This is a genomic window from Pseudomonas sp. St316 (assembly GCF_018325905.1).
GTDB lineage: Bacteria > Pseudomonadota > Gammaproteobacteria > Pseudomonadales > Pseudomonadaceae > Aquipseudomonas.
In genome coordinates this window covers 6,342,761-6,366,608 of the sequence record NZ_AP021901.1, presented here as the reverse complement: position 1 = coordinate 6,366,608, position 23,848 = coordinate 6,342,761, and the positions used below count along the sequence as shown (strand labels likewise).

21 protein-coding genes and 1 pseudogene are annotated in these 23,848 nt (G+C 61.6%); 13 read left to right on the top strand and 9 right to left on the bottom strand.

All coding sequences use genetic code 11. The annotated features are described in order from the left end of the window. Nucleotides 1–123: 123 nt before the first annotated feature. The 9 genes from mdcA to madM all read left to right on the top strand — a co-directional run bounded on the left by mdcA (nt 124) and on the right by madM (nt 7,377). Nucleotides 124–1,794 (top strand): malonate decarboxylase subunit alpha, encoded by a 1,671-nt coding sequence (gene mdcA / locus KI237_RS28395; RefSeq protein WP_092150706.1) that lies wholly within the window; start codon nt 124–126, stop codon nt 1,792–1,794. Next, nucleotides 1,795–2,670 carry a triphosphoribosyl-dephospho-CoA synthase gene (locus KI237_RS28390; protein WP_212797977.1) on the top strand — a complete coding sequence of 292 codons (876 nt, stop codon included), beginning with the start codon at nt 1,795–1,797 and terminating at the stop codon, nt 2,668–2,670. Next, complete coding sequence (locus KI237_RS28385) at nt 2,670–2,969, top strand: malonate decarboxylase subunit delta (protein WP_003206454.1); 300 nt, start codon at nt 2,670–2,672, stop codon at nt 2,967–2,969. The genes KI237_RS28390 and KI237_RS28385 overlap by 1 nt, the downstream gene beginning before the upstream one ends. Next, the gene (locus KI237_RS28380) at nt 2,962–3,813 is read left to right on the top strand and encodes a biotin-independent malonate decarboxylase subunit beta (protein WP_212797976.1); all 852 of its coding nucleotides are present in this window, start codon (nt 2,962–2,964) and stop codon (nt 3,811–3,813) included. The genes KI237_RS28385 and KI237_RS28380 overlap by 8 nt, the downstream gene beginning before the upstream one ends. Beyond that, on the top strand, nt 3,810–4,613 hold the full coding sequence (gene mdcE / locus KI237_RS28375; RefSeq protein ID WP_212797975.1) for a biotin-independent malonate decarboxylase subunit gamma: 804 nt from the start codon (nt 3,810–3,812) through the stop codon (nt 4,611–4,613). The genes KI237_RS28380 and mdcE overlap by 4 nt, the downstream gene beginning before the upstream one ends. Next, nucleotides 4,610–5,230, top strand: coding sequence for a malonate decarboxylase holo-ACP synthase (locus tag KI237_RS28370; RefSeq protein WP_212797974.1), 621 nt, complete (start codon nt 4,610–4,612; stop codon nt 5,228–5,230). The genes mdcE and KI237_RS28370 overlap by 4 nt, the downstream gene beginning before the upstream one ends. Then, on the top strand, nt 5,227–6,147 hold the full coding sequence (gene mdcH, locus KI237_RS28365) for a malonate decarboxylase subunit epsilon (protein ID WP_212797973.1): 921 nt from the start codon (nt 5,227–5,229) through the stop codon (nt 6,145–6,147). Before KI237_RS28370 ends, mdcH begins: the two co-directional genes overlap by 4 nt. Before the next feature lie 67 nt (nt 6,148–6,214). Then, on the top strand, nt 6,215–6,607 hold the full coding sequence (gene madL, locus KI237_RS28360) for a malonate transporter subunit MadL (protein WP_212797972.1): 393 nt from the start codon (nt 6,215–6,217) through the stop codon (nt 6,605–6,607). Between the two features lie 5 nt (nt 6,608–6,612). Further along, on the top strand, nt 6,613–7,377 hold the full coding sequence (gene madM, locus KI237_RS28355; protein ID WP_135847602.1) for a malonate transporter subunit MadM: 765 nt from the start codon (nt 6,613–6,615) through the stop codon (nt 7,375–7,377). 119 nt (nt 7,378–7,496) lie between these two features. Here the strand turns inward: madM and KI237_RS28350 are convergent, their stop codons facing one another. Beyond that, nucleotides 7,497–8,411 carry a LysR family transcriptional regulator gene (locus KI237_RS28350; protein ID WP_212797971.1) on the bottom strand — a complete coding sequence of 305 codons (915 nt, stop codon included), beginning with the start codon at nt 8,409–8,411 and terminating at the stop codon, nt 7,497–7,499. Between the two features lie 196 nt (nt 8,412–8,607). Here KI237_RS28350 and trhA point away from each other — a divergent pair. Further along, nucleotides 8,608–9,224, top strand: a pseudogene (gene trhA, locus KI237_RS28345) (PAQR family membrane homeostasis protein TrhA). A 153-nt stretch (nt 9,225–9,377) separates the two neighbouring features. Here trhA and KI237_RS28340 read toward each other — a convergent pair. Together KI237_RS28340 and KI237_RS28335 are read right to left on the bottom strand one after the other, a co-directional pair. Next, nucleotides 9,378–10,097 carry a 16S rRNA (uracil(1498)-N(3))-methyltransferase gene (locus tag KI237_RS28340; protein ID WP_212797970.1) on the bottom strand — a complete coding sequence of 240 codons (720 nt, stop codon included), beginning with the start codon at nt 10,095–10,097 and terminating at the stop codon, nt 9,378–9,380. A gap of 126 nt (nt 10,098–10,223) precedes the next feature. Next, a complete protein-coding gene (locus KI237_RS28335) occupies nt 10,224–11,630 on the bottom strand; it encodes an adenosylmethionine--8-amino-7-oxononanoate transaminase (protein WP_212797969.1) in 1,407 nt (468 codons plus the stop codon). 247 nt (nt 11,631–11,877) lie between these two features. Here KI237_RS28335 and KI237_RS28330 point away from each other — a divergent pair, with 247 nt between their 5' ends. Then, entirely contained in the window at nt 11,878–13,638 is a 1,761-nt protein-coding gene (locus KI237_RS28330) for a flavin monoamine oxidase family protein (RefSeq protein ID WP_212797968.1), read from the top strand. A 670-nt stretch (nt 13,639–14,308) separates the two neighbouring features. On the opposite strand, the gene KI237_RS28325 is transcribed toward KI237_RS28330, so the two are convergent. After that, nucleotides 14,309–14,596: a PQQ-binding-like beta-propeller repeat protein gene (locus KI237_RS28325; protein ID WP_212797967.1), complete on the bottom strand. Its 288-nt coding sequence runs from the start codon at nt 14,594–14,596 to the stop codon at nt 14,309–14,311. Between the two features lie 114 nt (nt 14,597–14,710). Next, nucleotides 14,711–15,930 (bottom strand): IS3 family transposase gene (locus KI237_RS28320; RefSeq protein ID WP_376741864.1). Its coding sequence is split into 2 segments (ribosomal slippage): nt 14,711–15,585 and nt 15,585–15,930, totalling 1,221 coding nucleotides; the frame shifts between segments, so codons are not numbered across the junction. A gap of 555 nt (nt 15,931–16,485) precedes the next feature. Here KI237_RS28320 and KI237_RS28315 point away from each other — a divergent pair. Then, a complete protein-coding gene (locus tag KI237_RS28315) occupies nt 16,486–17,037 on the top strand; it encodes a cytochrome b (RefSeq protein ID WP_212797966.1) in 552 nt (183 codons plus the stop codon). 32 nt (nt 17,038–17,069) lie between these two features. After that, complete coding sequence (locus KI237_RS28310; protein WP_212797965.1) at nt 17,070–17,666, top strand: YceI family protein; 597 nt, start codon at nt 17,070–17,072, stop codon at nt 17,664–17,666. Between the two features lie 599 nt (nt 17,667–18,265). On the opposite strand, the gene rhlE2 is transcribed toward KI237_RS28310, so the two are convergent. The 4 genes from rhlE2 to ahcY all read right to left on the bottom strand — a co-directional run bounded on the left by rhlE2 (nt 18,266) and on the right by ahcY (nt 23,826). Beyond that, the gene (rhlE2, locus tag KI237_RS28305) at nt 18,266–20,146 is read right to left on the bottom strand and encodes an RNA helicase RhlE2 (protein WP_212797964.1); all 1,881 of its coding nucleotides are present in this window, start codon (nt 20,144–20,146) and stop codon (nt 18,266–18,268) included. Between the two features lie 266 nt (nt 20,147–20,412). Then, complete coding sequence (locus KI237_RS28300; protein ID WP_212797963.1) at nt 20,413–21,189, bottom strand: substrate-binding periplasmic protein; 777 nt, start codon at nt 21,187–21,189, stop codon at nt 20,413–20,415. 200 nt (nt 21,190–21,389) lie between these two features. Beyond that, on the bottom strand, nt 21,390–22,235 hold the full coding sequence (metF, locus tag KI237_RS28295; RefSeq protein WP_212797962.1) for a methylenetetrahydrofolate reductase [NAD(P)H]: 846 nt from the start codon (nt 22,233–22,235) through the stop codon (nt 21,390–21,392). Between the two features lie 181 nt (nt 22,236–22,416). Continuing rightward, a complete protein-coding gene (ahcY, locus tag KI237_RS28290) occupies nt 22,417–23,826 on the bottom strand; it encodes an adenosylhomocysteinase (protein ID WP_212797961.1) in 1,410 nt (469 codons plus the stop codon). Between the last annotated feature and the right edge of the window lie 22 nt (nt 23,827–23,848).

Genomic DNA, 23,848 nt, shown 5'->3' with positions numbered 1-23,848 from the left:
AGCCACAAGGGCCGGGTTCGCAAACCATTACTCCAACCGTAACGATCCGCCGCTAAGCTTGATTGATGCCTCTCCCCAACACTCCTAATGTGACCCTCACGACAGCGAACCCGTGGAGTGGTCATGACAACAACAATATCCCCCGACTCGCGCTGGACGCGGCGGCGCAGCGAAAAGCAGCGGCGTCTCGAGCTGGTGAAGGGGCTTGCCGACGGTGTGGTGTTGCCCACCGACAAGATCGTTGCCGCGCTGGAGGCGTTGATCCTGCCGGGCGATCGTGTGGTGCTGGAGGGTAACAACCAGAAGCAGGCGGATTTTCTCTCGCGCTCACTGGCCAAGGTCGACCCTTCGAAGCTGCATGATCTGCACATGATCATGCCCAGTGTCGGCCGCTCCGAACACTTGGACCTGTTCGAACGTGGCATCGCCCGCAAACTCGATTTTTCCTTCGCCGGCACCCAGAGCCTGCGCATCAGCCAGTTGCTCGAAGATGGCCTGCTGGAAATCGGCGCGATCCACACCTACATCGAACTCTATGCCCGGCTGGTGGTGGACCTGATTCCCAACGTGGTGCTCTCGGCCGGTTTCATGGCCGACCGCGCGGGCAATATCTACACCGGCCCGAGCACCGAAGACACCCCCGCGCTGATTGAGCCGGCGGCCTTCAGCGACGGCATCGTCATCGTTCAGGTCAACCAGTTGGTGGACGACGTCAGCGACTTGCCACGGGTGGATATTCCGGCGTCCTGGGTCGATTTCGTGGTGGTGGCCGACAAGCCGTTCTACATCGAGCCGCTGTTCACCCGCGACCCGCGTCACATCAAGCCTGTGCACGTGCTGATGGCGATGATGGCGATCCGTGGAATCTACGAAAAACACAACGTCCAGTCCCTCAATCACGGCATCGGCTTCAACACCGCCGCCATCGAACTGATACTGCCGACCTACGGCGAATCCCTCGGCCTGAAGGGCAAGATCTGCCGCAACTGGACCCTCAATCCCCACCCAACCCTGATCCCGGCCATCGAAAGCGGCTGGGTCGAAAGCGTGCATTGCTTTGGCACTGAACTGGGCATGGAAAATTACATCGCCGCGCGGCCGGATGTGTTCTTCACCGGCCGCGACGGTTCGCTGCGCTCCAACCGCATGGTCTGCCAACTGGCCGGGCAATACGCGGTGGACCTGTTCATCGGCGCGACTCTGCAAGTCGATGGTGACGGCCATTCCTCCACCGTCACCCGTGGCCGATTGGCCGGTTTCGGCGGTGCGCCAAACATGGGCCACGACCCACGCGGTCGTCGTCACGGCACGCCGGCCTGGCTCGACATGCGTCACGGCGACGGCGAGGCGCCGCTGCTGGAGCGTGGCAAGAAGCTGGTGGTGCAGATGGTCGAGACCTTTCAGGAGGGCGGCAAGCCGACGTTCGTCGAGACCCTCGACGCGGTGGACGTGGCGAAGAAGGCCGGCATGCCCCTGGCGCCGATCATGATCTACGGCGACGACGTCACCCACCTGCTGACCGAAGAGGGTATCGCCTACCTGTACAAGGCCCGCTCCCTGGAGGAGCGCCAGGCAATGATCGCCGCCGTGGCCGGCGTCACCGCCATCGGCCTGCGCCACAACCCGAAAGACACCGCGCGCATGCGCCGCGAAGGGCTGATCGCCTTGCCCGAAGACCTCGGTATCCGCCGCACCGACGCCACCCGCGAGCTGCTCGCGGCCAAGAGCGTGGCCGATCTGGTGGAGTGGTCCGGTGGCCTCTACAACCCGCCCGCCAAGTTCAGGAGCTGGTAAATGCACGCCTTCAACCTGCAACCGAAAAAACTGTCCTTGGCTGAGCGCCTGGCGGATATGGCGGTGGATGCGCTGATCGACGAAGCCGACCTGTCACCCAAGCCAGCCTTGGTGGACCGGCGCGGCAATGGCGCCCACACCGATCTGCACCTGGGCCTGATGCATGCCTCGGCGCTGTCGCTGTGGCCCGCATTCAAGGAAATGGCCGAAGTCGCCCTTGGCTGTGGCGAGATCGGCTTGCCGCTGCGCGAAGCCCTTGGGCGGATTGGCCGTGAGGGGGAAGCGGCGATGCTCGCCACCACTGGCGGCGTCAACACCCACCGAGGGGCGATCTGGGCCTTGGGCCTGCTGGTCGCTGCGGCCGCGCTGGAACCTGAATCCAGCGTCGCGGGTGCCGTGACTTTACGTGCTGCCCGCCTGGCCTTGCTCAACGACCGCTACGCGCCGCAACCTTTGAGCCATGGCGCCCAGGTAGCCCAACGCTACGGCGTGCGCGGTGCCCGGGAAGAAGCGCAATTGGCGTTCCCGGCCGTCACCGGCCTGGGCTTGCCGCAACTCAAGCGCAGCCGCGCGGCGGGCGCGGGTGAGCAGAACGCTCGGCTCGATGCCCTGCTGGCGATCATGACCACGTTGGCCGACACCTGCGTGCTTTACCGTGCGGGTGAAAAAGGCCTGCTGGCCATGCAGCACGGTGCCAAAGCGGTACTCGATGCGGGCGGCAGTGCGAGCCTGAGCGGTCGCCGCCAGTTGCACGCGCTGGACCAACAACTGATTGCCTTGAACGCCTCGCCCGGCGGCGCTGCCGACTTGCTCGCCGCCTGCCTGTTTCTCGACCGTATCGAACGCGGCGATGGCCTCTTCCCTGGAGTGTGCTGATGGAAACCTTATCCTTTGAATTCCCCGCCGGGCAGCCGCCACGGGGCCGGGCGCTGGTGGGCTGTGTCGGCTCGGGTGACCTGGAAGTGCTGATCGAACCAGGGCTGGCGGGCAAGCTGACCATCCAGGTGCAGACCTCGGTCAACGGCAGTGAACAACGTTGGCAGCATCTGTTCGCCCGCATGTTCGACGGCCAGACACCGCCGGCCTTGTCTATCGACATCCACGATTTCGGCGCCACCCCCGGCGTGGTGCGTTTGCGCCTGGAGCAAGGCTTCGAGGAGATCGGCCATGACTGACAGTGCAGCGTTGCTCAACAAGCACAGCTTCGTCGAACTCGGCGCCCGGCAACGGGCCAAGGCCTTGCTCGATGACGGCACGTTCCGTGAACTGCTCGACCCGTTCCAGCGAGTCATGTCGCCGTGGCTGTTGCGTCAGGGCGTGGTGCCGCAAAGCGACGACGGCGTGGTGATCGCCAAGGGCACGCTCGATGGCCTGCCCGTGGTGATCGCCGCCATCGAAGGCGCGTTCCAGGGCGGCAGCCTCGGCGAAGTCGGCGGGGCGAAGATTGCCGGTGCGCTGGAACTGGCCGCCGAGGACAACCGCAAGGGCATCCCGACCCGCGCCGTATTGCTGCTGGAAACCGGCGGCGTGCGTTTGCAGGAGGCCAACCTCGGGTTGGCGGCGATTGCCGAGATTCATTCGGCGATTGTCGACTTGCGCCAATACCAACCGGTGGTCGGCGTGGTGGCCGGCAGCGTTGGCTGTTTTGGTGGCATGTCCATCGCCGCCGGGCTGTGCAGTTATCTGCTGGTGACCCAGGAAGCGCGGTTGGGCCTGAACGGCCCACAGGTGATCGAACAGGAGGCCGGGATCGATGAATACGACTCCCGCGACCGGCCGTTCATTTGGAGCCTGACTGGCGGTGAACAACGTTTCGCCAGTGGGCTGGTGGACCGTTACGTCGCCGATGATGTGGCGCAGATCCGCCAACAGGTCGGCCAGTTGATGCACCTGGGCGTTCCCGCGCAACACCGCAGTGGCCAGGCCGAGCTGTTCCTGCAGCGCCTGGCCCGATTGGACACTGACGTGCAAATCGAACCGGCGACGGTTCGTCAGCTGTATCAGGGAGAACGCCCATGAGTTCTTATTCATTGAGAGGCTTGCGCTGGTTCGAGGCCTTGGGTGGCGACGCCAAACCGCTGGAAGGCTTGCCGGCTTCGTTGAAAGTCGCTGACGTCAGGTTGGGTGAGCAGAGCGTGCGCCTGCTGGCGGTGGTGGCGGATCCCGAGAGTCGGTTTCCCCGTGCGCGCAACGGCGAAGTCGGTTTGCTGGAGGGCTGGGGCCTGGCCAAGGCGGTGGACGAGGCCATCGACGCCGACCGCGATGCTCCCCACAAGCGTGCGTTGATCGCCATTGTCGATGTACCGAGCCAGGCCTATGGCCGACGCGAAGAAGCGTTGGGCATTCATCAGGCCTTGGCCGGGGCGGCCGACAGCTATGCCCGCGCCCGATTGGCCGGGCATCCGGTGATCGGCTTGCTGGTAGGCAAGGCCATGTCGGGGGCGTTCCTGGCCCACGGTTATCAGGCCAACCGACTGATCGCCCTGCGCGACCCGGGCGTGATGGTCCACGCCATGGGCAAGGCCTCAGCGGCACGTGTGACCCTGCGCAGCGTCGAGGAACTTGAAGCCCTGGCCGCCAGCGTGCCGCCGATGGCCTATGACATCGACAGTTTTGCCAGCCTGGGTTTGCTCTGGGAAACCTTGTCGGTGGAGCAGGTTGAACAGCCGTTGGCGGAGGATCTGGCGCGGGTGACGGAGTGTCTGCTCCAGGCGATTGAAGATGTAGAGGCGGGGCCGCGAGATCTGAGCGGACGTCTGGGTGCGTACAACCGCGTCGCGTCGAGCAGGGTTCGCCAACTGCTGAGAGCGCAGTGGTGACCGCGTTTCTGGCCCATGATCTGCTGTGGGGGATGACCCCGCAGCAGTTGGCGGCGGATGCGCCGGCATGGGTGGTCGAGTCGATCACTGCCGGCCAACCGGTGGTGGTTCGGCGCTCGCTGACAGCACCGGATCGAATCGCGGTCGGCGTGCGTGGTCGCTTGCGCGAGCAGCGTTATGCGACGTCGATGGCGATCGCGGCGATTTCCCATCGCGTCAGGCCAGAAGACCTTTGTCACGTTGCCTCGACTCGCGAATTGCCAGCCCTGCAAGCGCTGTCCCGACTGCGTCCGCTGCTCGATGCCAGTGGCTGGACCTGGGGTGTCAGCGGCAGCGCCGGGTTCGAGCTCGCCACCGGTGTCGAGGCGCTGCATGAACGCAGTGACCTGGATTTGATCCTGCGTACGCCGCGCTTTTTGGATCGTCTCCAGGCCAGGGATTTGCTGGCGCAACTGGAGACCTCGGGATGCGCCGTGGACATGCAGTTGCAAACGCCTTGGGGCGCGGTGGCCCTGCGTGAATGGGCGGGTTCGTCGCGGCGGGTCTTGCTCAAGGATGAGGTTCAGGCCCGGCTGGTGAACGATCCTTGGCAGCCTTCATCGGAGCAGGTCGCGTGAGCAGCCTCTTGGTCTTTCCCGGCCAAGGTGCGCAGCGCGTGGGCATGCTCCATGGCTTGGCGCCACAGATCCTGGCTGAGGCGGGGGAGGTCCTGGGCGAAGACGTCTTGCAACTGGACAGTGCCGAGGCCTTGCAATCGACCCGCGCCGTGCAGTTGTGCCTGCTGATCGCAGGCGTGGCGGCGGCCCGTCGATTGTTGCAACAGGCCCCCGCGCCGGATTACGTCGCGGGATTGTCCATCGGTGCCTATCCGGCGGCGGTGGTGGCCGGTGCGCTGGAGTTTGACGATGCGTTGCGGTTGGTCAGCCTGCGCGGCGAGTTGATGCAGCAGGCGTATCCGCAAGGCTACGGCATGACCGCGATCATCGGCTTGGACCTCGCGGCAGTGGAAGCTTTGCTGGCCCAGGTGCACAGCGACCGCACACCGGTCTATCTGGCCAACATCAATGCCGATAACCAGGTGGTCATTGCCGGCAGCGACGAGGCAATGAGCAACGTTGCCAAACAAGCGCGAAGCCTGGGTGCCGGGAAGGCGTGCCGGCTGGCGGTGAGCGTGCCGTCCCATTGCCCGTTGCTGGAGATCCCTGCGCGGTTATTGGCCCAAGCGTTCGCTGATGTGACGTTGAAAGTACCTGCCTTGGGCTATCTCAGCGGCAGCCGCGCCCGCCCGGTCATCAACACCGAGGCCTTGCGCGACGACCTGGCGTTCAACATGTGCCGCGTCGTCGATTGGCGCGGCACGGTGCAAAGCGCCTATGAGCGCGGCGTCAGGCTGCAAATCGAACTGCCGCCCGGTGCGGTGCTGACCGCTCTGGCGCGCCGGGTGTTCGAGCAAGGCACTGTCATGGCCTTCGACGGTGCCCGGCTCGATACCTTGCAGGCGCTGTTGCGTGAGGAGGGAAGCCGCCAACCCTAGACCACCGACTCAAGCTGGCGAAGCACAAAAACAACAACTTCGACGATGCACTTTGAGGACTACAACAATGATTATCTACGGTGTGGCATTTTTGGCCTTTTGTACCCTGACGGGTATTTTTATCGGCGAGCTGCTGGGCAAATTGATCGGCGTACCCGCTAATGTCGGCGGTGTCGGCATTGCGATGCTGCTGTTGATCGGCCTGGGCAGTTACCTGAGCAAGCGCGGCCTGTTCAAGGGCAAGTCCGAGGCCGGTGTGGAATTCTGGAGCGCAATCTACATCCCGATCGTAGTGGCGATGGCCGCGCAGCAAAACGTCTACGGCGCCCTTAAAGGCGGGCCGATGGCGATCCTGGCCGGGACCCTGGCGGTGGTAATTGCCTTTGCGCTGGTGCCGGTGCTGGTGCGCATTGGCAACAAAGATCCCCAAGCTGATGTTTCCGTGAAGACGGTCGGGTGATTGCCATGTACGAATCCATGATGAAAGTCATCACCGGTTACGGCCTGATCAGTGGTTTTGCGATTGTCGGCATCACCATGTGGGTGTCCTACTGGATCAGCAACACGTTCACTAAAGGCCGATTGCACGGTTCGGCCATCGCCATTCTGTTGGGGTTGGTGCTGTCGTACATCGGCGGTGCGATGACTGGCGGGCAGAAAGGCGTGGTGGACATTCCGTTGCTGTCCGGGATTGGTTTGCTCGGCGGCGCCATGCTGCGGGACTTTGCCATTGTCGCCACGGCGTTTGGCGTGAGTGTCGAAGAACTCAAGCGCGCCGGTTTCGTCGGGGTGCTGGCGCTGTTTGTCGGGGTGGGTACCTCGTTCATTGCCGGTGTCGGAGTCGCAATGGCCTTTGGTTACACCGATGCGGTGAGCCTGACCACCATCGGCGCGGGGGCGGTGACTTACATTGTCGGGCCGGTCACCGGCGCGGCGATCGGCGCCAGTTCCGAGGTCATGGCGCTGTCCATTGCCGCCGGGTTGATCAAGGCGATCCTGGTGATGGTCGCGACGCCGTTCGTGGCGCCGTTGATTGGCCTGAACAATCCACGCAGCGCGGTGATCTTTGGCGGCCTGATGGGCACCTCCAGCGGCGTGGCTGGCGGGCTGGCGGCCACCGATCCGAAGCTGGTGCCCTATGGTTGCCTGACGGCGGCGTTCTATACGGCACTTGGATGCTTGTTGGGGCCTTCGTTGTTGTTCCTGATCATGCGGGGGTTGATGGGCTAAGGCTTTGGATTTTCGCTGAGTGGGCTGTCCTCATCGCGAGCAAGCTCGCTCTCACATTGGATCGGTGTTCACAAATCCCCTGTGGGAGCGAGCTTGCTCGCGATGAGGGCGACTCGGTTTCAAACCTGGCGATTGGCGTACATCCTGCATTCGGCCAACAACGCCAACAGGTTCGGATCCCGCTCCTTGGCCTTCAGGAACACCACGCCAATGTGCTGCTGCAATCGATACTTTTCCTGCAACGGGATCAGTTTCACCCGGTTTTCATACACCGCCGCAATCCTGCCCGGCAGCAGCGCATAACCCACCCCTGAGCTGACCATGCTCAGCAGCGTGAAGATGTCGTTGACCTGCATCGCCACCTTCGGCTCGAACCCCGCCTGCTTGAACACCCGAATACCGTCCTGGTGCGTGGCAAAACCCTGGGTCAAGGTGATGAACGTCTCGCCGCGCACCTCGGCCAGGTCGACTTCAGTGCGTTGGGCAAAGGGTGAGTCAGCTGGCGTGGCGAGGAAGATGTCGTCGGAAAACAGCTCGATATGCTCACAATCCGGGTCGTTCACACTTTCGTCCAGGGAAATCAGGATCGCGTCCACCTCCATGTTCTTGAGCTTGTACAGCAGGTCGATGTTCGATCCCAGGATCAGGTCGATATTGAGTTCGCTGCGGCGGATTTTCAGGCCCATGATCAACTGCGGCACGGTCTTGACCGTCAGCGAATACAGCGAGCCCAGCTTGAAGCGTTCGGCAGAGAACCCGGCGGCTTCGCGGGTCAGGCGTACGCTTTCGACCACGTCCTGGATCAGCTTCTGTGCCCGCTCTTCCAGTACGTAGGCGCTCTCCAGCGGCGTGAGGTTGCGGCCTTCGTGCTTGAACAGCGGGCAGCGCAAGGCGCTTTCCAGCGAGTGAATGGCCCGGTGCACGCTGACGTTGCTGGTCTGCAACTCGGCCGCCGCCCGCGCCAGGTTGCCGGTGCGCATGAAGGCCAGGAACACCTCGAGCTTTTTCAGGGTCAATTCTTCGTCGATCAGCATGGGGCGGACTCTTATTCGTATTGCCCGATTGTGCCCTGTGGGAGCAAAGCTTGCTCGCGAAACAGGCGACTCGGTTTGCAGAAACCGAGTGACCTGCATCGCGGGCAAGCCTTGCTCTCACAGGAAGCAAAGCATTGCACTTTCAAGCGCCAGGCCTGAGCCTTGGCACCTGTTTCGAAATGTGAGGTGGTAGTGGATGTATCACGGGGAACGACTCAACGCCTGGACCCACTTGGTCGGTGCGGTGGCGGCTTTTATCGGGGCGGTGTGGTTGCTGGTGATCGCCGGGATGGCGGGTGATCCGTGGAAGATCGTCAGCGTGGCGATCTACGGGTTCACCTTGTTGGTGCTATACAGCGCTTCGACGGTCTACCACAGCGTGCGCGGGCGCAAAAAAGCAATCATGCAGAAGGTCGATCATTTTTCGATCTACTTGTTGATTGCCGGCAGCTACACCCCGTTCTGCCTGGTGACCCTGCGCGGGCCGTGGGGCTGGAGTTTGTTCGGGATCGTCTGGGGGTTGGCGCTGATCGGGATCTTGCAGGAGATCAAGCCGCGTTCCGAAGCGCGGATCCTGTCGATCGTCATCTACGCGGTGATGGGCTGGATCGTGTTGGTGGCGGTCAAGCCGCTGCTGGCGGCCCTGGGCAGCGCCGGGTTCGCCTGGTTGGCCTCGGGGGCGTGTTGTACACCGTCGGCATAGTCTTTTTTGCCCTCGATCAGCGGCTGCGCCACGCCCATGGCATCTGGCACCTGTTTGTCATGGCCGGCAGTCTGTTGCACTTCGTGGCGATTTTGTTCTATGTGCTCTGACGCCTGGACGCCGTTGATCCATTGTGGGAGGGAGCTTGCTCGCGATGGCGGTGGATCAGTCGGTATCCATGTTGAGTGTTAAACCGCAATCGCGAGCAAGCTCGCTCCCACATGGGGCCTGCAGTTGATTCCCACAGGGGGCCTGCAGTTGACTTAGAAATCCCCCCACAACTGCTGCGCCACCGCCAGCGCCACCACCGGCGCGGTTTCGGTGCGCAGCACGCGAGGGCCGAGGCGGGCGGCGTGGTAGCTGGCGGCCTTGGCCTGTTCGACTTCGGTGTCTGACAAGCCGCCTTCGGGACCGATCAGGAACGCCAGTGTCGACGGTTTGTCATGGCTGAGCAGCGGCTCGGCCACCGGATGCAGCACCAGCTTCAGTTCGGCCTCGGTCTGCTTCAGCCAGTCAGCCAGCAACAGCGGCGGGTGGATGAGCGGCACGCTCGAGCGCCCGCACTGCTCGCAGGCGCTGATTGCCACCTGGCGCCAGTGCAGCAGGCGCTTGTCGGCGCGCTCGTCCTTGAGGCGCACTTCGCAGCGCTCGCTGAAAATCGGCGTGATCTCGCTGACCCCAAGCTCGGTGGCTTTCTGGATCGCCCAATCCATGCGCTCGCCTCGGGACAGGCCTTGGCCGAGGTGAATGCGCAGCGGCGACTCAGCCTGTCCGGCGAACTGCTCGTCCAATTGCACCCGCACGCGTTTCTTGCCGACTTCGGCCAGGGTGCCGCGAAACTCTTGGCCCGAGCCGTCGAACACCTGCACCGCATCGCCTTCGGCCATGCGCAGCACTCGGCCGATGTAGTGGGCCTGGGCTTCAGGCAGTTCGTGGTCGCCGAGGCTCAGGGGCGCGTCGATGAAGAAGCGGGACAGTCTCATGTGGAGTCTCTGAAAGAAAAAGAGGAGGGTTGAGGCTGATGGCCTCATCGCGGGCAAGCCTTGCTCCCAGGCGTATGCGAATCAACTGTGGGAGCAAGACTTGCCCGCGATGGCGGTGGCCCTGGCTTAGCCCGGATCGCGATAACCCGGGTGGAAGTCCTTCGGCACCGCCACGCTGACCTTGTCCCGGGTGGCAATGTCGATGCCTTCACTGGCCACTTCGGCGAGGAAATCGATCTGCTCGGGGGTAATGACATACGGCGGCAGGAAATACACCACGCTGCCTAGCGGTCGCAGCAAGGCACCGCGCTCCAAGGCATGCTGGAACACGCTCAGGCCGCGCCGTTCCTGCCACGGATAAGCGGTTTTGCTGGCCTTGTCCTTGACCATCTCGATCGCCAGCACCATGCCGGTCTGGCGCACTTCGGCCACATTCGGGTGGTCGGCCAGGTGCGCGGTGGCGCTTGCCATGCGCTGGGCCAGGGCCTGGTTGTTTTCGATGACGTTGTCTTCTTCGAAGATGTCCAGCGTCGCCAGGGCCGCCGCGCAGGCCAGTGGGTTGCCGGTGTAGCTGTGGGAATGCAGAAAGGCGCGCAGGGTCGGGTAGTCGTCGTAGAACGCGCTGTAGACCTCGTCGGTGGTCACGCATGCGGCCAGCGGCAGGTAACCGCCGGTCAGGGCCTTGGACAGGCAGAGGAAATCCGGCGTGATGCCGGCCTGCTCACAGGCGAACATCGTCCCGGTACGGCCAAAGCCGACGGCGATTTCATCGTGGATCAGATGCACGCCGTAGCGGTCGCAGGCCTCGCGCAGCAGCTTCAGGTACACCGGGTGGTACATGCGCATGCCGCCAGCGCCCTGGATCAGCGGTTCGACGATCACCGCCGCCACCGTGTCGTGGTGCTCGGCCAGGGTCTGTTCCATGGCCACGAACAGGTTGCGCGAATGTTCTTCCCAGCCCATGCCTTCAGGGCGGTGGTAGCAGTCGGGGCTCGGCACCTTGATTGTGTCCAGCAGCAACGCTTTATAGGTTTCGGTGAACAGCGGCACGTCACCCACCGACATCGCCGCGATGGTTTCGCCGTGGTAACTGTTGCTCAGGGTGACGAAGCGCTTTTTATCCGGTCGACCGCGATTGATCCAGTAGTGAAAGCTCATCTTCATCGCCACTTCGATGCAGGACGAGCCGTTATCGGCGTAGAAGCACCGGGTCAGGCCTTCGGGCGTCATCTTCACCAGGCGCTCGGACAGCTCGATCACCGGCTGATGACTGAAACCGGCGAGGATCACATGCTCCAACTGATCGACCTGGTCCTTGATGCGCTGGTTGATGCGCGGGTTGGCGTGGCCGAACACGTTGACCCACCAGGAGCTGACGGCATCGAGATAGCGCTTGCCTTCGAAATCTTCCAGCCACACGCCTTCACCGCGCTTGATGGGGATCAGCGGCAGCTGTTCGTGGTCTTTCATCTGGGTGCAGGGATGCCATAGCACCGCGAGGTCGCGTTGCATCCACTGGTTATTCAGGCCCATTTACAGTCTCCTCGAGGCGGCTCGCGGCGGGCGCGGGCAAAACAATCGCGCAAGCCTATGCAATGGCGGCCCTGCGGACAACCCATTGTGTCATTCCCACGACTTTGAACGAGGCGATAGACGTCGCTGGCGGCGTTTTGATGGCTGACGTATTCTTCGCCGTTCCCTGAGCCGACTGGCTCGAAAAACCGAGAGCCGCCTGGCTCGAAAACTGAAATTTCCTACGTTTTAATCCGGAGTTCGTTGAATGTCTGCTGGTTGGCTGCGCGCCTGTGCGCTGGTGATGATAGGGCTGTTCAGCGTTTCGGCGCTGGCCAAGGACAAACAACCGACGGCCATCGTCATTGGCGGCGGCCTGGCGGGGCTCACGGCGGCCTATGAGTTGCAGAACAAAGGCTGGGGCGTGACGCTGCTGGAAGCCAAGCCGGACCTGGGCGGTCGGTCGGGCATGGCCACCAGCGAGTGGATCGGCAACGAGAAAACCCAGCCGGTGCTGAACAAATACGTCTCTACCTTCAAGCTGAGCACCACGCCGGCCCCGGAATTCGTGCGTACCCCCAGCTATCTGATCGACGGCACCTACTTCACCGCCGCGGACCTGGCGACCAAGCAGCCGGCCACCGCCGAAGCCCTCAAACGCTACGAAACCACCCTGGACGACCTGGCGCGCTCCATCGAAGACCCGCAGAACCCGGCGGCGACCAGCACGCTGCACGCGTTGGACCAGATCACCGTGTCCAACTGGCTCGACCGCCTGCAACTGCCGGCGACGGCGCGGCAGTTGGTGAACCAGGAGATTCGCACCCGTTATGACGAGCCTTCGCGCCTGTCGCTGCTGTATTTCGCCCAGCAGAACCGCGTCTATCGCGGCGTGTCCGACCGCGACCTGCGAGCCTCGCGCCTGCTGGGCGGTAGTCCTACCCTGGCCCAGGCGTTCGTCAAGCAACTGAAGACCATCAAGACCAACTCGCCGGTATCGGCGATTTCCCAGGACAAGGACAGCGTGACCGTCAAGGTCGGCAGCGTCGGCTACCAGGCCGACTACGTGGTATTGGCCGTGCCGTTGCGGGCACTGAACAAGATCCAACTGACCCCGGCCCTCGATGCCCAGCACCAGGGTGCGATCAAGGGCACCAACTACGGTTGGCGCGACCAGATCATGCTCAAGTTCAAGACCCCGGTCTGGGACAGCAAGGCGCGCATGTCCGGCGAGATCTACAGCAACGCTGGCCTGGGCATGATGTGGATCGAGCCGGCCCTGAAGGGCGGTGCCAACGTGGTCATCAACCTGTCCGGCGACAACGCCCGGGTGATGCAGGCGTTCGGCGACAAGCAGATGGTCGATCAGGTACTGATCCGCTTGCACGCGTTTTATCCACAGGCCCGTGGTGCGTTCACTGGCTATGAAATCCGCCGCTACAGCACCGACCCGTCCATGGGCGGCGCGTACCTGGCCTTCGGTCCGGGCCAGATCAGCAAGTACTGGCGCCTGTGGGAAAAGCCATTACAGCGCGTAGCCTTTGCCGGCGAACACACCGACACCCTGTACCCGGGCACCCTGGAAGGCGCGTTGCGCAGCGGCCAGCGGGCGGCCAGCCAGGTTGAAGACCTGGCGGCAGGCAAGTCGTTCGAACCGGCCAAGGTCGTTCCGGCTGCAACGGCAGCGGCGGCGGGCGCGGTGGCAGCGAAGAAGGGCAACTTCTTCACCAACCTGTTTGGTGGTTCGGATGACGACAAGAAGCCGGAGCCAGCGAAGGCACCAGAGCCGGTTGCGCCGCCAGCACCGACGCCTGCTCCCGCTCCTGCGCCTGCACCGGTGGAACCACCTGCACCAGCCCCGGCGAAGGTTGAGCCAGCCAAGAAAGCGGCGGCCAAACCAGCGGCAAAGAAACCGGCAGCCAAGACCCCGGCAAAAAAAGCCCCGGCCAAGGCGCCGGTGAAAAAGGCTGAACCGGTGAAAAAATCCGCCGCCAAGCCGGCGGCGACTACTGAGACAAAGACTCAGTAACAGTCAGGTAGAAAAGACGCGGCTCAACAACCTAATACTGCCCACTCAAGGCAATCGACAAACCCGTGGCGAGGGAGCTTGCTCCCGCTGGGCCGCGAAGCGGCCCCAAACCTGCCAGATGCGGAACATCAGACACACCGCACCCGCAGGTTTACGACTGCTTCGCAGCCGAGCGGGAGCAAGCTCCCTCGCCACGGATTGCTGACGTCCTACATGCCTCGGTGATATATCAGAAACGTCCCACCCTTTAACCGGAAGCAGGCGATAGAGCGCGGCAAGCCATGGGTCTAGGCTCTCCGAAAAACAGGAGCGTGTATGAAAATACTAATGGCAGTGGTTGTACTGGTTTCAATATATGGATGTGTGTATGGCGAATGCCGAGATCCTTTGACGATTCCGATGATTCCAAAAAGAGATCCGCAGCTAGCACACAAATGCTCCATCGATCCATACAAGCCTGAATGCTCGGTGAACTAATAATTCAAAGTATCAGGCTCGTACGAACTGGAGCAAATATGAAACCGATGGCGGCTTTAATATTTTTGATAGTGCTCGCCCGTAGCGGCTGTACCAACGGTCGTAAGACACTTAAAAATGGCCCTCCATTGGCATACAGATGCGATATGGATTCTTAGTTTCAAGTGTCCATTAAGCAACATTACCTAAGTTTTTAGAGGCGAGGTAACGAAAAATACCACGTATGAATTGGGACGTCCTCAAACAGGATCCTCACCCGCTTCGGCTTCGACATACGTCCCGGAACGAAGCCAAAGCGGGCCCAGCAGAGGTTGCCTGTTCGCATGTCAAAAATGACCAGGTTTCCATCGTCCTGCATGGTCATATAAGTGTTGTACCATAAAGATTTGTCTGTGCTGTGGGTGCTTTCGGCGATCCACAATCGCCGTCTGAACGGATCATGAAGAAAGCCGCTGTTGCTGACAACGAATTGCAAACGCACACTCCTCCTCCTTGGATACAACGTGGCACTGTAAGGCTGTTTCTCATTTGCCGTCCAAATGATTTTTTCGCCCTCCTTGGACTTGCCCCTACAAAACCGGACACCAACTCCCTGTTAAATTGATGCTGCCGCCAAGCGCCTGAACTCCCTCGGCGAGCGATATTTCAAAGCGCTGTGCGGATGCTGCTCGTTGTAATGTTCGAAGGCAATTGCCAGGTTACGCAACGCCGTTTCCCGATCCGGTTTGGGCATGTGCGCCACGTAGTCACGCTTGATCGTCTTCACGAAGCTCTCCGCCATCCCGTTGCTCTGCGGGCTGCGAACTGGCGTGGTCACCGGCTGCAAACCGATCTGCCGAGCAAACAGGCGTGTCTGTTCGGCGGTGTACGCCGAGCCGTTGTCGCTTAGCCATTGCACCGGCGTGGTGGGCAATTGATCACCGAAGCGCTTCTCCACGCTTTCCAGCATCAAATCGCGGATATCATCGCCGCTGTACCCGGTCGGGCTTGCCACCCAGCCGATGGCTTCGCGATCACAGCAATCGAGGGCGAAGGTCACGCTCAGTTTGGCGCCGTCCTCGCAGCGGAACTCAAAGCCGTCCGAGCACCAACGCGTATTGCTGGTTTTCACGGCAATACGGCCTTCGTGCCGACGCGGCACGCCGGGCTGTTTGAGTCGACGCTCCAGCAGCAAGTTGTGATCACGCATGACCCGGTAAACCCGCTTCACATTGATCGCCGGCAGCGAATGGGTTTCACGTTCCCGACGCAGTAATCCCCAGACACGACGGTAGCCATAGCTGGGCAACTCGCTGACCTGCTGTTGGATTTCAACCACCAACTCAGCGTCGTCCACAGGTCTGCTTCGCCGTGTCTTGGGCGATACCGATTGCTTGATTCGAACCGTTAATTGCGAGCGCGCCACACCGAGACATTCGCTGACCAGCTTCACTGGTCGTCCCCCGGCAACAAGGGTGAGTGCGCAATCCATTTTCGCGACCGGGCGATCTCCACGGCCTCTTTGAGGATTTCGGCTTCCATCGTTTTCTTGCCCAGAATCCGTTGCAGTTCACGGATCTGCTTGAGCGCATCGCTCAGCTCGGAGGCCGGCACCACGGCTTCGCCAGCACTGACCGCCGACAGGCTGCCGTCCTGATACAGCTTGCGCCACAGGAATAACTGGTTGGCATTGATGCCGTTGCGTCGAGCGACGACCGACACACTTTGCCCTGGCTCAAGGCTCTCGCGAACCATGGCCAGCTTTTGCTCTGGACTCCAGCGGCGTCGCCGCTCCTGGCCCAAAAGCTCCCCACTCTTATCGTTGCTATTAGTCATAAACATAACCGTTTGCCTATCCCTTATCGTAAGGGGGAAACGGTGTCCTGTCTTTCATGGGGCTCGTTCACTCCTTGATTACCAAGTCTCCATCGGCCTGCAATATTAATCGGAACCGACCATTGCTTGATTTTAGGTATTGCCCCTCCGACATCGTCTGGTTAGGGGGTAATTGCGGCGAACCGCTAGCTTTGAAAGGAGTATAAGGAACAGCCATTTTGTTCACCTTGTTCAATGAGTTGTTGAGCGCTCATTTGATCAAGGGTAAAAGTGGAAATGGCGATATATATATATTGCATGGCAAAAAATAGTTGGACGGCGGTGGTAGCCTCTGCGCGGTCTCGTGTGTGCGAGCCTGCTCGCGATGAGGTCCATGCAGGCCCCTAAAGGCTGCCTAACCCCCTCGCCATCACTCACCGTTTCGCTTTAATCTTTCCTTAACCCACCCCCTCCAGACTGATGATCGTATTTCTCGATATTTCAAAGCGAAATTTTCCGCTTTAAATCGATAGATAACTCGCTAGTCTTGACCGCAGTTTTTACAGGATATGAGCAATGCAGCTACGCAACTCTTCTTCTCGCTATGGCTGGGTCAGTATCGCAGTGCACTGGGGCGTTGCGCTGGCGGTGTACGGGCTGTTTGCCCTGGGCCTGTGGATGGTTGGCCTGGATTACTACAGCACCTGGCGCAAAGACGCGCCGGACCTGCACAAGAGCATTGGCCTGGTGCTGCTGGCGGTGATGTTGCTGCGAGTGCTCTGGCGCTTTGTCAGCCCGCCACCACCGACCCTGCCAACCTACGGCCGCCTCACCCGTGCCGGCGCCAAGCTCGGTCATAGCGCCCTGTATCTCGGGTTGTTCGCCGTGATGATTGCCGGTTACCTGATTTCCACCGCAGACGGTGTCGGGATCCCGGTGTTTGGTTTGTTTGAAGTACCCGCGCTGGTGTCCGGACTGCCCGACCAGGCAGACGTCGCCGGCCAGATTCACCTCTACCTGGCATGGGCGCTGGTGATTTTTTCCGGCCTTCATGCGTTGGCAGCCTTGAAACACCACTTTATCGACCGTGACGCGACCCTCAAGCGAATGCTGGGGCGCCAAGCCTGATGTTCAACCTCGACTCCAAAGGAATAGAAAGCATGTTGAAAAAGACGCTCGCCGCCCTGGCAATCGGTTCTGCCCTGCTGTCGGCCGGTCAGGCCATGGCTGCCGACTATGTTGTCGACAAGGAAGGCCAGCACGCCTTCGTCGACTTCAAGATCAGCCACCTGGGCTATAGCTACATCACCGGTACCTTCAAGGACATCGACGGCAAGTTCAGCTTCGACGCCGCCAAGCCTGAAGCCAGCAAGATCGAGTTCAACGTACGTACCGCCAGCGTCTTCACCAACCACGCCGAGCGCGACAAGCACATCGCCAGCAAGGACTTCCTGGACGTAGGCAAGTTCGCCGATGCCAAGTTCGTGTCCACCAGCGTCAAGCCCACCGGCAAGAACGCTGACGGTAAAGACACCGCAGACGTGACTGGCGACCTGACGCTGCACGGCGTGACCAAGCCAATCGTGGTCAAGGCCACGTTCCTGGGTGAAGGCAAGGATCCGTGGGGCGGCTACCGTGCTGGCTTCGAAGGCACCACCAGCATCAAGCGTTCTGACTTCGGCAAGATGATGGACCTGGGTCCACAATCCGACGCCGTTGAGCTGTACATCTCGTTTGAAGGTGTCAAAGCGAAGTAACCTTCGCCTGACAAAAACGCCCCTGGTCTTGCGATCAGCGGCGTTTTTTATTGCTTGGATTTTGACAACACGATGGCCCCTGTGGGAGCGAGCTTGCTCGCGATGGCGTCTTGCCGGTCAACTTGATGTTGACTGATGTACCGCTATCGCGAGCAAGCTCGCTCCCACATTTGGAATTGTGTTGGGCCAAAAAACGCCCCTGGTCTTGCGATCAGCGGCGTTTTTTATTACTCGGATTTTGGCAACACGATGACCCCTGTGGGGGCGAGCTTGCTCGCGATGGCGTCTTACCGGTCAACTTGATGTTGACTGATGTACCGCTATCGCGAGCAAGCTCGCTCCCACATTTGGAATTGTGTTGGGCCAAAAAAACGCCCCTGGTCTTGGGATCAGGGGCGTTTTTTTATTGCTCGGATTTTGGCAACACGATGGCCCCTGTGGGAGCGAGCTTGCTCGCGATGGGGTCTTACCAGTCAACTTGATGTTGACTGATGTACCGCTATCGCGAGCAAGCTCGCTCCCCCATTTGGATTTGTCTTGGGCCAAAAAAAATGCCCCAGGTCGCGAGACCTGGGGCATTTTTCAAGGCTTGGAAAAACTCAGCGATTGCGCGTCAGCAATGCCGGTTTTTCGCCCCGTGGACGGCTAGGCAGTTGATCCAGCTGTTCAGGCGTCGGGAAGCGATCGGCTTTCGATTCCTTGTGCACGATCTTCGGCTGGTTGCTGCGCGGGTTCTGCACGGCGGGTTCCTGACGCGGCTGGTCGTCACGGGCCGGACGGCGCGGGCGGGTGTCATCGCGACGAGCCTGGCCGTCACGTGGGGCACCGTTGCGTGGGCCGCTGCGCTTGGCCGGCGGGGTGCCGGTGGACGAGCCGTTGCTGTTGCGCGGACCGTTCTGGCGACCTTGCGGCTGGCCACTACGCGGTGCACCTGCACCTGCAGCTGCGCCAGCGCCTTGTGCCGGGGCGCCCGGACGGCGACCGCGACCCTGGGCCGGTTTCTGCTGCGGCACGTAGTCGACGCGGTTGCCGAAGTTATCGACATCGTCATCCAGGAACTCGTCCGGGGCACGATCGGCTGCGGCGCGCGGGGCCGGGCGTTGCTGTTCACGGGCCGGAGTGCCTTCGCGGGGCTTCTGCTCGCGGGCTGGGCGTTCGCCACGGCCATTGCTGTTGCTGGCCGGTTTTTCCTTGCCCTTGTCCTTGCCTTTGTCTTTACGACCGCCGCCGCCACCGCCGCCATTCGGACCGTCGCCGCGCGGGCCACGGGCATTGCGCGGATTACGCACGTCCGGACGTTCGCGCACTTCAGGTTTCTCGGCTTCGATGGTGCTGGCGTCGAAGCCCATCAGGTCGCCGTCGGCAATTTTCTGCTTGGTCATGCGCTCGATGCTTTTGAGCAGCTTTTCTTCGTCCGGTGCGACCAGCGAGATCGCTTCGCCCGAACGACCGGCCCGGCCGGTACGGCCGATACGGTGTACGTAGTCTTCATCGACGTTTGGCAGCTCGAAGTTGACCACGTGAGGCAACTGGTCGATGTCCAGGCCACGGGCGGCGATATCGGTGGCCACCAGGATGCGCACTTCGCCGGCCTTGAAGTCGGCGAGGGCCTTGGTGCGGGCGTTCTGGCTCTTGTTACCGTGGATCGCCACAGCCGGCAGGCCGTGCTTGTCCAGGTACTCGGCCAGGCGGTTGGCGCCGTGCTTGGTGCGGGTGAACACCAGGACCTGTTCCCAGGCACCGGCGGTAATCAGGTGCGCCAGCAGGGCACGCTTGTGGCTGGCCGGCAGGCGGAAAACGCGTTGCTCGATGCGCTCGACCGTGGTGTTCGGCGGCGTGACTTCGATGCGCTCCGGGTTGTGCAGCAGCTTGCCAGCCAGGTCGGTGATGTCCTTGGAGAACGTCGCCGAAAACAGCAGGTTCTGACGCTTGGCGGGCAGGCGAGCGAGGACTTTCTTCACGTCATGGACAAAGCCCATGTCAAGCATGCGGTCTGCTTCGTCCAGCACGAGGATTTCCACGTGGGACAAATCGACGCTGCCCTGGCCGGCCAGGTCCAGCAGGCGACCGGGGCAGGCGACCAGTACATCGACGCCGCGGGACATGGCCTGGACCTGGGGATTCATGCCCACGCCGCCAAAAATGCAGGCGCTGACGAACTTCAGGTCGCGAGCGTAGATCTTGAAGCTCTCGTGGACCTGGGCTGCCAGTTCGCGGGTTGGGGTCAGGACCAGTACGCGCGGTTGGCGCGGGCCGTGACGCTGGGATTTGTCTGGGTGACCGTTGGGGAACAACCGCTCCAGAATCGGAAGGGCGAAACCGCCGGTTTTACCAGTACCTGTCTGCGCCGCGACCATCAGGTCGCGACCTTGCAACACGGCGGGAATGGCCCGCTGTTGCACCGGGGTAGGCTGGGTATAGCCGGCGGCTTCGATGGCGCCGACTAAAGCCTCGGAGAGACCGAGGGAAGCAAAGGACATGAGTAATCCTGTTTTAGTGAGGGCCTGGCCCAATGGGATAGTCTTGCCTGGCGCGAATGACGTTCAACAAAAAGACGTCATCCCGTCCGGTCCTGCCGGGCCTCGAAGGCGTGTCCGGACAAGGCTCGCGCGGGCCGTAGGCGGCGCTGTAGCGGTGTCGGGATGCCTTTTGCAAGGCCGGGCGTCCGGGCGTGAGCCTGGCGGGAAGGCCGGAGTATAACAGAGCAAACGCCGTGCGCCGCTTTCCTGCTGCTCAACGGTTTATTTCAACGTTGATCCTGGCCGGGCGAGGTGACCTTGGCTCTCGGGCCGGCGCCGTAGCGGGCGCTCAGTTCGGCATAGGCCGGTTCGCGCTTGAATCGCTTGAGTTCGGCACTGAAGCGCTGCACCAGCAAGTCCATCCCGGCGCTGCGCCGCACCGCCAGGTATTGGCTTTGGCGGCTCACGACCATCGGGTTTTCGGTGATCTGGTCGCCCAACTGCATCTGTTCGAGGACATAACGGCCCACCCTGCGGTCGGTGATGAGCAGGTCGATCCGTCCCAGTTGCAACTTGCCGAAATTGGCTTCGTGGGTGGGCGCCGTTTCCCGGGTGAAGAGGGTCGACTCACTGAAGGCCTGGCTGTAGAGATAACCGGGTGAGGTGCCGACGGTCAGGCCGGCCAGGTCATCGAGCGTGCGAAACGGATGGGGCCGGGCATTGGCGTAGAACATCACGAACTCCACGTCCGACAGCGGTTCGCTGGGGTAAAGCAGCATGGCATCGCGCTCATCGCTGTGGAAAATGTCCAGCGCACCGTCCGCCAACCCTTGCTCCAGCATCACCAGGCAACGCTTCCACGGCAGGAACTGCCATTCCACGTCGATGCCCAGGCGCTTGAACACGATGGCCGTGGTTTCGTAGTCCAGGCCCAGCATCTTGCTGTTCTCTTCATAGACATACGGGGCCCAGGGTTCGGTGACAATGCGCAACTTCTCGGCCCGGGCAACCATGCTCAGGCACAAGAGAAGAAGGGCGGTCAGCAGCTGGACAATGACGGGCATGGCCTGAGGTTACGACGAGAACTCATCAAATAGCTAGAGCGCTCTGGCCTGCGCCTTGGTGGCCTGCCTCCGGTATTCATGGATGGCTCGGCGGCGCTCAGCGATGCGGCGCATTGCAGGGGCGCGCCGTTGTGATCACTTGAATGAAAAAGGCCTTGGTGTTTGCCAAGGCCTTTTTTGTTCGAACCGCATTGCATCATTCAGCGTGGCAGCTTGAGGTTGTTCCATACCGCGAGGCTGGGTTCGGCCTGGTTAAGGGTATAGAAATGCAGCCCCGGTGCACCGCCTTGCAGCAAACGCTCACACATCTGCGTGATGACTTCCTCGCCAAAGCTTTGGATGCTGGAGGAGTCGTCGCCGTAGGCTTCCAGCTGCTTGCGGATCCAGCGTGGGATTTCTGCACCGCACGCGTCGGAGAAGCGCGCCAACTTGCTGTAATTGGTGATCGGCATGATTCCCGGCACGACAGGAATGTCGACGCCCAACTTGCGTATGCGCTCGACGAAGTAGAAGTAGCTGTCGGCGTTGAAGAAGTACTGGGTGATCGCGCTGCTGGCGCCAGCGTTGGCCTTGCGCACGAAATTGCGCAGATCGTCTTCGAAATTACGCGCCTGGGGGTGCATTTCCGGATACGCAGCCACTTCGATGTGGAAATGCTCGCCAGTTTCTTCACGAATGAAGCTCACCAGTTCGTTGGCGTGGCGCAGCTCGCCGCTGGCCATGCCCATGCCCGACGGCAGGTCGCCGCGCAGGGCGACGATGCGCTTGATGCCAGCGGCCTTGTACTGGGTCAGCAGGTTGCGCAGGTCGTCCTTGCTGTCGCCCACGCAAGACAGGTGAGGGGCGGCCGGGACTTTGACTTCGCTTTCGAGCTGCAACACGGTGTTCATGGTGCGGTCACGGGTCGAACCGCCGGCGCCATAGGTGCAGGAGAAGAAGTCGGGGTTGTAGCTGGCCAGCTGACGGGCAGTGGCGATCAGTTTTTCATGCCCAGCATCGGTCTTCGTCGGGAAGAACTCGAAGCTGTAGCGACGGTCTTGGGACATGGTCATATCCTTGGAAACTCGTAGGCCGGTAAGGCTTGCACATCCCTTGTGGGAGCGGGTTCATGTGGGAGCGAGCCTGCTCGCGATTGGCATCGCCTCGGTCCGATAGCGGGGTCGAGGTGTCTGCATCGCGAGCAAGCTTTGCTCCCACAGGTCCGCTCCCACAGGGGAGCAGCGCCGATCAGTAGCGGTAAGCGTGCGGCTTGAACGGGCCTTCGACGGTGACGCCGATGTAGTCAGCCTGTTGCTTGGTCAGTTGGGTGACCACGCCGCCGAAACCGCGGACCATTTCCAGGGCCACTTCTTCGTCGAGTTTCTTGGGCAGTACTTCCACGGTCAGGCGCTCGGCTTTCTGGGCCGGCGACAGGTCGGCGTATTTCTGGCCGAACAGGAAGATCTGGGCCAGGACCTGGTTGGCGAACGAGCCGTCCATGATGCGGCTTGGGTGGCCGGTGGCGTTGCCCAGGTTAACCAGGCGGCCTTCAGCCAGCAGGATCAGGTAGTCGTCGTTCTGTGGGTCGAAGCTGCCAGTGCCGGTGCGGTGAACCTTGTGCACCTGGGGCTTCACTTCTTCCCATGCCCAGTTCTTGCGCATGAAGGCGGTGTCGATTTCATTGTCGAAGTGACCGATGTTGCAGACCACGGCGCGCTTCTTCAGGGCCTTGAGCATGTTGGCATCGCAGACATTGACGTTGCCGGTGGTGGTCACGATCAGGTCGATCTTGCCCAGCAGCGCCTTGTCGATGCTCGCTTCGGTGCCGTTGTTGATCCCGTCGATGAACGGCGAAACCAGCTCGAAACCGTCCATGCAGGCTTGCATGGCGCAGATTGGGTCGACTTCGGACACCTTGACGATCATGCCTTCCTGGCGCAGGGACTGGGCCGAACCCTTGCCCACGTCACCGTAGCCGATCACCAGCGCCTGCTTGCCCGACAACAGGTGGTCGGTGCCGCGCTTGATGGCGTCGTTGAGGCTGTGACGGCAGCCGTACTTGTTGTCGTTCTTGCTCTTGGTCACCGAGTCGTTGACGTTGATGGCCGGGATCTTCAGTTCGCCCTTGGCCAGCATGTCCAGCAGGCGATGCACGCCCGTGGTGGTTTCCTCGGTAACGCCGTGGACGTTTTCCAGCACGGCCGGGTACTTCTTGTGCAGCAGCTCGGTCAGGTCGCCGCCGTCGTCGAGGATCATGTTGGTGTCCCACGGCTGGCCATCCTTGAGGATGGTCTGCTCCAGGCACCACTCGTACTCCTGCTCGGTCTCGCCTTTCCAGGCGAATACCGGGATCCCGGCGGCGGCGATGGCGGCAGCGGCCTGGTCCTGGGTCGAGAAGATGTTGCAGGACGACCAGCGCACTTCGGCACCCAGGGCAACCAGGGTTTCGATCAGCACGGCGGTCTGGATGGTCATGTGGATGCAGCCGAGGATTTTCGCGCCCTTCAATGGCTGTTCGCCAGAGTACTTGCGGCGCAGGCCCATCAGGGCTGGCATTTCGGATTCGGCGATGATGATTTCGCGACGGCCCCAGGCAGCCAGGGACATGTCGGCGACTTTGTAATCGGTAAAATCGGCAGGCGTGATAACAGCGCTCATGAAGAGACTCCATTCGTAATGT